The organism is Embleya scabrispora DSM 41855, from assembly GCF_000372745.1.
GTDB lineage: Bacteria > Actinomycetota > Actinomycetes > Streptomycetales > Streptomycetaceae > Embleya > Embleya scabrispora.
This window is the reverse complement of record NZ_KB889735.1, coordinates 19,344-27,374: the sequence shown is the minus strand read 5'-3', so window position 1 is coordinate 27,374 and position 8,031 is coordinate 19,344. Positions and strand designations below refer to the sequence as shown.

The 8,031-nt window shown below is 72.8% G+C and carries 3 protein-coding genes; all 3 read left to right on the top strand.

Annotated features, from left to right (window positions below):
• The coding region (locus A3IC_RS0148885) for a hypothetical protein (RefSeq protein ID WP_020557358.1) at nt 1-4,234 on the top strand (4,234 nt) is incomplete at its 5' end.
• 7 nt (nt 4,235-4,241) lie between these two features.
• Nucleotides 4,242-6,830 (top strand): right-handed parallel beta-helix repeat-containing protein, encoded by a 2,589-nt coding sequence (locus tag A3IC_RS0148880; RefSeq protein WP_020557357.1) that lies wholly within the window; start codon nt 4,242-4,244, stop codon nt 6,828-6,830.
• A complete protein-coding gene (locus A3IC_RS69545; RefSeq protein ID WP_191864159.1) occupies nt 6,827-8,029 on the top strand; it encodes a hypothetical protein in 1,203 nt (400 codons plus the stop codon). The genes A3IC_RS0148880 and A3IC_RS69545 overlap by 4 nt, the downstream gene beginning before the upstream one ends.
• Nucleotides 8,030-8,031: the final 2 nt, after the last annotated feature.

Sequence of the window (8,031 nt, the reverse complement as noted above, 5' to 3'; positions counted from 1 at the left end):
CACCCGCTACCGCGGCAACGGCAGCGTCGCCGAACACGGCGTCGCGCTCGGCGGTCCCGGGCAGGCGCACTTCGTGGTGGTCCGCGACGGCCGGCCCCCGGTGCTGACCGACGTGCACGGCAAGCCGACCACCAACCACACCCTGACCGAGATCGACAACGGCTACCGGGTGACCGACCCCGCGAACGGCCACTCCGTCCGCTACGACGGCAACGGCACCGTGCTCGACCGGGGACTCGCCCTGAACGAACTCGGCGAGCCGCACTTCATCGTCAACGGCGACACCGGCCACGTACTCACCGACGTGCACGGCAATCGCGTCGCCGGCGTCGAGGTCACCCCGCTCACCGGCGGCGGCCACCGCGTCACCGAGCCGGTCGGCGGCCACAGCACCCGCTACGCCGCGGACGGCTCGGTCGCCGAGCACGGCATCGCGCTCGGCGGCCCCGGCGAACCCCGCTTCGTGGTCGGCGAGGGCGCGCAGCGCCAGGTCACCGACATGCACGGCGCGCCGGTCGGCGACCGCACGCTGACCACCGTCGACAACGGCTTCCGGGTCACCGATCCCGGCACCGGCCACTCGGTCCGCTACGACACCACCACGGGCGCCTTCGAGCGCGGCACGCTGCTCGGCGGTGAGGGTGAGGCGCACTTCGTCGTCGCCCGCGGCGATGCCGACCACATCCTCACCGACACACATGGCACCCGCGTCGCCGATGTCGAGGTCACCGCGCTGAACGGCGGCGGCTTCCGGGTCACCGAGCCGGCCGGCGGCCGGTCCACCCGCTACCTCGCCGACGGATCGATCGCCGAACACGGCGTCGCCGTCGGCGGCCCCGGGGCAGCCCGCTTCGTGGTCGGTGACGACGCGGGCCGTTTCGTCACCGACGTCCACGGCACCCGGGTCACCGACCGCAACCTCACCACCGTCGACAACGGCTTCCGGATCACCGACCCGGCCACCGGTCACTCGGTCCGCTACAACAGCACGACCGGCGCCCTCGAACACGGCACCGCGCTGGGCGGCACCGGCCAGACCCGGTTCGTGGTGGGCGACACTCTCACCGACATGCACGGCACCGCACTCCCCCCGGAGCAACGGCTCACCCGGCTCACGGATGCCGACGGCGCGCACACCGGCTTCCGGGTCGAGGTTGTGCACCCGAACACCGTGCGCCACGGCGAGTTCCACGAGTTCGGGGTGAACGGAAGCGTCACCCGCGAGGGCTTCAACGTGCTCGATGACGGCCGGCTGACCAAGCACCGGTACGTCGTCGACCACAGCGCGCCGACACCCACCTGGCGTCAGGAGCTGCGCCCCGGGCAGTCCGCCGACCGGGGCTTCACCCCGAACGACTTCCAACACGGCACGGTGGACCTGCACGGCGCCGCCAACGGTCGAATCCAACTCAAGTCGAACACCCCCGGAAAGGTGGTCGTGTTCGAACGCCGACTGCTGCCGAACGGGAACACTCTCGACGCGTTCCGGCGTACCGATCTCAACGGCTTCGGCTCGTTCAGCCAACGCACCAGGTGGGTCGAGTGGGGCACGGACGGCGCCCCGATCGACCAGGGTTCGCGCAAGTTCGACACATCCGGCTTCGGCTACACCGATGTCAACGAGCACTACGTCACGGTGCGCGAATTCCGGGACACGCTCCAGAAGTTCGACGGCCGAGCCGGACACACGCTGGGCATCAAGGGCACCGACGGCTGGACCTGGCATCGTTACGACGGTGCGAGCGGGGAGTTGGCGAGCGGTCCGCGTACTCCGCATCGCGACGGCGGCTGGAGCGACCGGCACGGGCCCACCGCCGGCACCGCCGCCGGGGAGGTGGTGCAGAAGCAGTGGGGTCCGATGCACCGGACCGACCACGCCCGGCACTACCTCGAACACCCCCTGGACAACGCCGGCATCCGCAAGGAGTCCTGGGACGAGCATTCGCCGCAGGGCAAGGAGACCGGCAAGCACGAGGTCAAGCCGGACGGCTCGACGTTCACCACGACCCGCATCTCCGAGCAGCGGCCGCCGCAATGGGCCCGCAAGTGGTTGAGCAGTCACCGGACCGAACCCACCGGCACCCACGCGTTCCTCGCCTCCGACACCCGCTACCAGGTGTTCACCTGGGAGAGGTCGGCCCTGGACGCGGACGGAAACCTGGTGCGCGGCAGCGGCGTTCGGTTCGTCGGCGACGACGGCAGCTCCTTCGACATCCTGGCGAACGGCGGTTTCGCCCGCTCGCAGACCAAGTTGGCCGATGGTTCGACACTCAAGGTCGGCGACTCGGTACAGCCGCACCCCTCGGCCCCCGCCGGGGCGACCCCGTGGAGCCGGGGTGACGAGATCGGATATCGGCTGGAGACCCCCAACGGACCGGGCGGGGCGAACTGGCAGGACCTGCGCCCGGTGGTGGGCGCGGACGGCACCACCCAGTGGGCCGTGGTGCGCGAGGGCTTCCCGAACGGCAATGTCCGCCACTACACCACGCCGGAACCACCCGCTCCCGGGTCCACCGGCCACGCGGCCGACCCGAACAGCAACTGGGTCGAGTACGACGCCCACGGTTACGTGACCGGACGCAAGGACACCTGGCGGCTCGACGACACCGACTCGGTCACGATCGTCGCGCGCGGCTCGTCGACCGAGAAGACCTGGCAGTGGGAACGGGTGAACGCGGCCGGCGAGGTGCAGGAGTCCGGCAAGCGTGTGCTCTTCCGCAGCTCGGACGACCCCAAGCTGCCGTTCGACGACTCGTTCCGGGACTTCGACGCGGCGAACAACCTGGTGCGCGAGCGACGCATGCTCGACAGCGGCCGGTACGTCGACTCGTGGAAGGTGCCCGGCACGGACACCTGGACGTGGCAGAAGTTCGACCGGGCCGGGCGGATCGTCCCGAGCGAGGGCGACCGGGTACGCAACTGGTGGAACCCGAAGGGGAACGACGGCGCCGGTGCGTGGCAGGCGACTCCGCTCGACGGCAGGAACCTGCTCTTCCGCGACACCACGGTGAACGCGGGCGTGACGTCGGTGATCCACGAGACCCCGCCGCACATCACCGACGCACCGGCTCGCGTGCGCGAGTACGGACCGAACCAGGACGCCTCGCCGAACACCGCCACCTGGAAGGAGTTCGACCACGGCACCGCCGTGCGCACCCGCGAGGTCAAGACGACGCCCGAGGGGCAGCGCTACTTCCTGGAGACCGACGCGTGGCGCGGCCAGTGGCGGCGCTACAACGAGGACGGCGTCCTGGTGGCCCGGCGCACCGACGGCGGCGCGGTGATCGTCAACGACTCGCTGAACCGGTGGCGGGTGATCGGCAGCGAGTACGACTTCCGCGGCCAGGTGACCGAGGTACGCGGCTGGGTACGGCGCATCCGCGAGGGTCAGCGCATGCCGTGGTCGGGCAGCACCGTCGGGATCGACGCGACGCAGTTCCGTACGGCGCTGCAAGGACTCCCGGGCATCCCGACCTCCGGGACCGTCACCCTGGCCGAAGCCGCCTACCAGAGCGGGAAGTCGGTCCTGGTCAAGAAGCTCGCGGTGGAGTTCGCCCAGGAGTTCGCGATCGAGTTCACCGCGAACATCATCGTGGCCGACATCAACGCGCGGGCCCAGGGCAAGAGCCTGTCCGACGTCGACTGGGCCAAGGCCGCGCTGAACGCGGCGGTGGGTGGCGTGGTCAAGGGCGGCGTGGGCGCCTTCGTGCACGAGAACAGGATGGACGGCTTCCGCAAGCTCGGCGACTTCAAGAGCGGCTACGGCAACATCGACGGCGGCAAGCACTGGAATCGCCGGCCGGGCAACCACGACAAGACGTGGGCCAACGAGTGGGCGGGCAACGAGACCGCGGTGCGCTGGCGCAGCGGCACCTACGACTTCGGCTACAGCGCGGGCGTCGGCCTGTTGGCCGGGTTGGTCAACGGCAGCATCAACGCGAGCGTGTTCGGCGTCAAGGACTCCGACGGCGTCACCCACAAGCTCTCCGGCTGGGAGGCGCTGGGGGACGGCGCGATCGCGTCGTTGTCCGGCGTGATCAGCACCGGCAGCGTCTCGCTCGCCCGCGTCGGTTTCGTCAATGCCGCCGGCGGCCGGTTCTTCCACCGCCAGGGGGCCACCGAGTTCCTGCTCAACATCGGCTTCAAGATCGGCGAGAAGATGTTCAACGGGTGGCTGCTGCCGCAGGTGCGCGCGGGAATCAACCCGGATTGGTACCAGCACAAGGATGCGTAGCGCACAGATGTCGAGCGTCGATCGTCGAGCGGGCGGCTCCACCGCGCCGGATGTCCGGGTGGCCGCCAAGGGCCGGGGCACGCATCGCCGGATCGCGGACGCGCTCCGCGCCGCGGCCCCCGGCGCGACCGTGCTGATCGCGGCCGGTCACTACACCGAATCGCTGGTGCTCGCCCGGTCGGTGACGCTGTGTCCGGAACCGGGCGGCGGCGAGGTGGTGCTGACCGCGAGCGCCGAGGGCCCGGCGATCACCGTCGACGCGGCGGACTGCGTGGTGCGCGGGCTGGGCCTGCACGGCGCGGGCACCGACGCGCCGGCGGTCAGCGTGGGTCCGGGCGCGGGTCTGATCCTGGCCGACTGCACGGTCACGGGCGGCCGCATCGAGGTGCGCGGCGGGCCCGATCGGGGCGCGCACGACGGCGGCGATCCGGACCTGGACGCGCCGCCGACGGCCGGCGGCACGACCTCGGCGCTGCTGCTCACCGGCACGCGCGTCCGCGGCGCGCGGCTCGCGGGCCTGCATGTCTCCGGCGACGCGCGGGCGCGGGTCGAGGACGTCGAGGTGAGCGCCATCGAGGGCACCGGGATCGTGGTGTCGGGCAGCGCGCGGGTGGGCATCGCGCGGCTGCGCCTGGACGCCACGTCCGGGTCCGGGATCCGGCTGCGCGGGCGGGCGATGTTGCGGCTGACCGATTCGGTGCTGGGCGGCTGCGGACGGGTCGGGTTGCTGCTGGAGGACGCCTCCTCGGCGGTGGCCGGCGAGAGCCGGGTCAGCGCACCGGGCGCGGCCGGCATCCGGCTCGGCGGCAGTGCCCGGGCCGAGTTGACCGACTGCCGGATCCTGGACGCCGGCGCGGCCGGCATCGTGCTCGACGGCGCCGCGCGGGTGGTCGCACAGGGCTGCGCGGTGCGCCGCTCGGCTACCAACGGCGTGCTGCTCACCGATGGCGCGGGCGCCGACCTGACCGACTGTCGCATCCTCGACTCCGGCTACGGCGCGATACACGCCGCCGGTACCGCCGTGCTCAAGCTGGCCGACTGCCGGGTCCAGGGCACGCCCGAACACGGCGTGCACACCGCGGACACCGCCCGGGCCGAGCTGACCGACTGCACGGTCTCGGCCGCGGCGATGACCGGGGTCGCGGTCACCGGCCGCTCCTCCGCGGCGCTCTCCGGCTGCCTGGTCGCGGACACCGCGACCGGGATCGGCATCGGTTCGCCGACCGGATCGCGGGTGTCCGGGTGCACGGTGCGCGCGGCCGGGCGCACCGGAATCGAGGTCACCGGCGAGGGCGTCGCCGAGTTGGCCGGCAATCGGGTCACCGGTGCGGGGGCCGCGGGCATCGTGTTCGACGCGGGTTCGCGGGCCGAGTTGGCCGGTGGCTCGATCGAGGACTGCACCGGCTCGGGCCTGGTGGTGTGGACCGGCGCCCGGCCGAACGTGCACGGCCTGCGGATCGAACGGCCGGGCAAGAACGGCCTGTACGTCGCCGAGCAAGCCGGCGGCACCTTCACCGGATGCGATGTGATCGGCGCCGGCTATGCCGCGCTGCACGTGGGCGGCGGCGCGGATCCGCTGTTCCGCCGCTGCCGGGTGCGCGAGTGCACCGACGAGCTGAGCTCCGAGCCGGGCGCCGCGCCGGTGTTCGACGACTGCGACCCCGCGCTCGGCGGGGTCGCCGCCGCGCCGCCCGCGACCGCCGCGACCGCGGGCGCCGCGCCGGGTCCCACCGCCGCCGCGCCCGCCCCGGAACTGCCGGACGTGGTCGAGGAGAGCCTGCCCGACCTGCTCGCCGAACTGGGCGAACTGGTCGGCCTGGACGGGGTCAAGCGCGATGTCGCGTCGATGGCCAAGCTGATGCAGACGGTGCGGCTCCGGGTCGAGGCCGGGCTGCCGGCGCCGCCGCTGAGTCGGCACCTGGTCTTCGCGGGCAACCCGGGTACCGGCAAGACCACGGTGGCCCGGCTGTACGGCCGGCTGCTCAAGGCACTGGGGCTGCTGGGCCACGGCCACCTGGTCGAGGTCGACCGCAGCGCGCTGGTGGGCGAGTACGTCGGCCACACCGGGCCCAAGACCGCCGCCGCGTTCAACCGGGCGATCGGCGGTGTGTTGTTCATCGACGAGGCGTACTCGCTCTCGCCGCTCGCGGGCGGCAACGACTTCGGCTCCGAGGCGATCGCCACGCTGGTGAAGCTGATGGAGGATCACCGCGACGACGTCGTGGTGATCGCCGCGGGATACCCCGACGACATGGACCGGTTCGTGTCCTCCAACCCGGGTCTGGCCTCCCGATTCACCCGCACCCTGCTGTTCGAGGACTACGACGCCGAGCAGCTCGTGGCCATCGTCGAGCACCAGGCGGAGCGACACCGCTACGAACTGACCCCCGCCGCACGCACCGAACTGCTCGCCCTGTTCGCCGGGATGACCCGCGGCGGCGGCTTCGGCAACGGGCGCTCGGCCCGGCAGGCGTTCCAGGAGATGACGGAACGTCAGGCCGGCCGGGTCGCCGAACTCGACAACCCCGACGCGGCACAACTGATCGCCCTGGAGGTCGCGGATCTGCCCGCGTCCCTGGCAGGCGCGACCGCGTGAGCACCGTCCCCCCGACACCTGGAGTCCTCGTGCCCGCCAACAACGGTCCACGCAACGGTGGTTCACCCGACGACCGGAACGGCTTCGCGGCCACCTTCGCCCGCCGACCCGGCACCGGCGCCCGCGGCCCGGTACCCGGTGCGCGGGTCTGGGGCACGATCGGCGGCGCCGCGGCGCTGACCACCGGCGCCATCGTGCTGGTGCCGCTGCTCGCCGCCCCCAGTGCGGCCTCGCATCCGCGTCGCGACGTCGCGCACGTCGGGGCGAACGCCGCGCTGCCCGGCACGCCCGCCGGTTGGGGCACCCCGGGCAGCGCCGAACCGGCCCCCGTCGAGGGGGTCCCGGTCGGCCCGGACGGCACGCCCGTGCCGCAGGGCCCGCCCGGCGGCGCACCGGTCGGCTACCCGCCGGCCGGTGGTTCGGGCACCGGGTCGGGTGGTTCGGTGCAGTACAACAACGGCTCCGGCGGCGGTGCCGTGGGTGGCGGCGGCGCGGCGGGCGGTGCGGGCGCGGTCGGCGGTGGCCCGGCCGGCGGCGGCTCCGGCACGCCCGGCGGTGGATCCGTCCCGGGCAACCCGGCGGCCGGCGGCGGCGGCACGTCGCCGGGCCGTCCGCCCGTTCCGCCGCCGACCACGCCCGCCAAGCCGCCGGTCGCGCCGGCCCAGGGCCCGCAGATGGTCTACAACGGCTACGCCGGCCTGGGTTGCTCGAACTCGGGCGCCGGCTTCCGGGTGCAGGGCGAGTACAGCGACGGCAAGGAGGGTTGGTACAAGGTCGGCAGTGGCGGGTTGGGCACGGCCGGGTGCGGGGACGACTTCTGGGCGATCCCGATGTCCGGTTCCAAGACCAAGGACGACTCCAGCGTCGCGGCCGTGTGGATTTGGAACGCCGGTGCCAAGGCCAAGAGTTGCTCGGTGCAGGTGTATGTGCCCGGCGGCTCGACCTGGCGCGACGCGGCCGGCAAGCCCGCGTTCTACCAGGTGTTGGACACCGACAGCGGCTCCGCTCCGGTCCGGTCCACCTTCACCGTCGATCAGACCGCCCACCGAGGCGCCTGGATCCAGGGCGTGAGCCTGCCGGTCAAGGACGGCAAGGTCGTGCTGCGGATGGTCAACCGGGGCGAGGACTGGGTCGGCCCCGACAAGACCTACGCGCACTTGGCCGCGGGCCAGGCGCGCGTGCTCTGCTACGACCGCTGACC

Bases quoted from the DNA above. Each gene is read 5' to 3' on its own strand.
- A3IC_RS0148880 (WP_020557357.1), top strand. From the start codon at position 4,242: ATGTCGAGCGTCGATCGTCGAGCGGGCGGCTCCACCGCGCCGGATGTC.